Genomic DNA, 703 nt, shown 5'->3' with positions numbered 1-703 from the left:
ATGCGGCCATTGATTTAGCTGTGCGTGTGGCAAAACTTGATCCGCGTATGTGTCGTTTTTCAGGGGTAGTGAATGCTCTTTTACGCAATGTTGCACGTGAGGCAGTATTTTTACGCCAGAAAGCTCCTCATATTGAAGGCATTCCGGTATGGTTTGGACAGCTTTTAGTGTCAACTTATGGAAAAGAAAAAACAGAGCAGATTTTAGAAATTCAAAGTGCCCCACCTCCTCTTGATTTGACAGTTAAATCCGATAGTCGTGGATGGGCAGAACGGTTGGGGGGTGTTGTTTTGCCCAATGGTTCGGTTCGGTTGAGTCGTTTAGAGGGTTCTGTTTCTGAATTACCAGGCTATATGGAAGGGGCTTGGTGGATTCAAGATTTTGCTGCCTCATTGCCTGCTTGTTTACTCGGAAATATTCATGGTAAACAGGTTGCTGATCTTTGTGCAAGCCCCGGAGGAAAAACAGCACAACTAGCTTTGCAAGGGGCTGATGTGACAGCAATTGAACTCTCTGCTAATCGGCTAAAACGCTTGAAGGAAAATATGGAGCGACTTCATTTTTCAGTTCGCTGCTGTGAGGGGGATGTGAAAAATTTTCATCCTAAACAGCTTTTTGATGCTGTGCTTCTTGATGCTCCTTGTTCTTCTACAGGAACAATACGTCGTCATCCGGATATTTTATGGACGAAATCGATGAACGA

The 703-nt window shown here is 44.2% G+C and carries 1 protein-coding gene; it reads left to right on the top strand.

What is annotated here, in order from left to right:
- The coding region (locus ACFIO5_RS11900; RefSeq protein WP_375705521.1) for an RsmB/NOP family class I SAM-dependent RNA methyltransferase at positions 1 to 703 on the top strand (703 nt) is incomplete at both ends.

This window comes from Bartonella sp. AA86SXKL (genome assembly GCF_042196885.1).
This window is presented reverse-complemented; position numbering and strand designations above follow the sequence as displayed.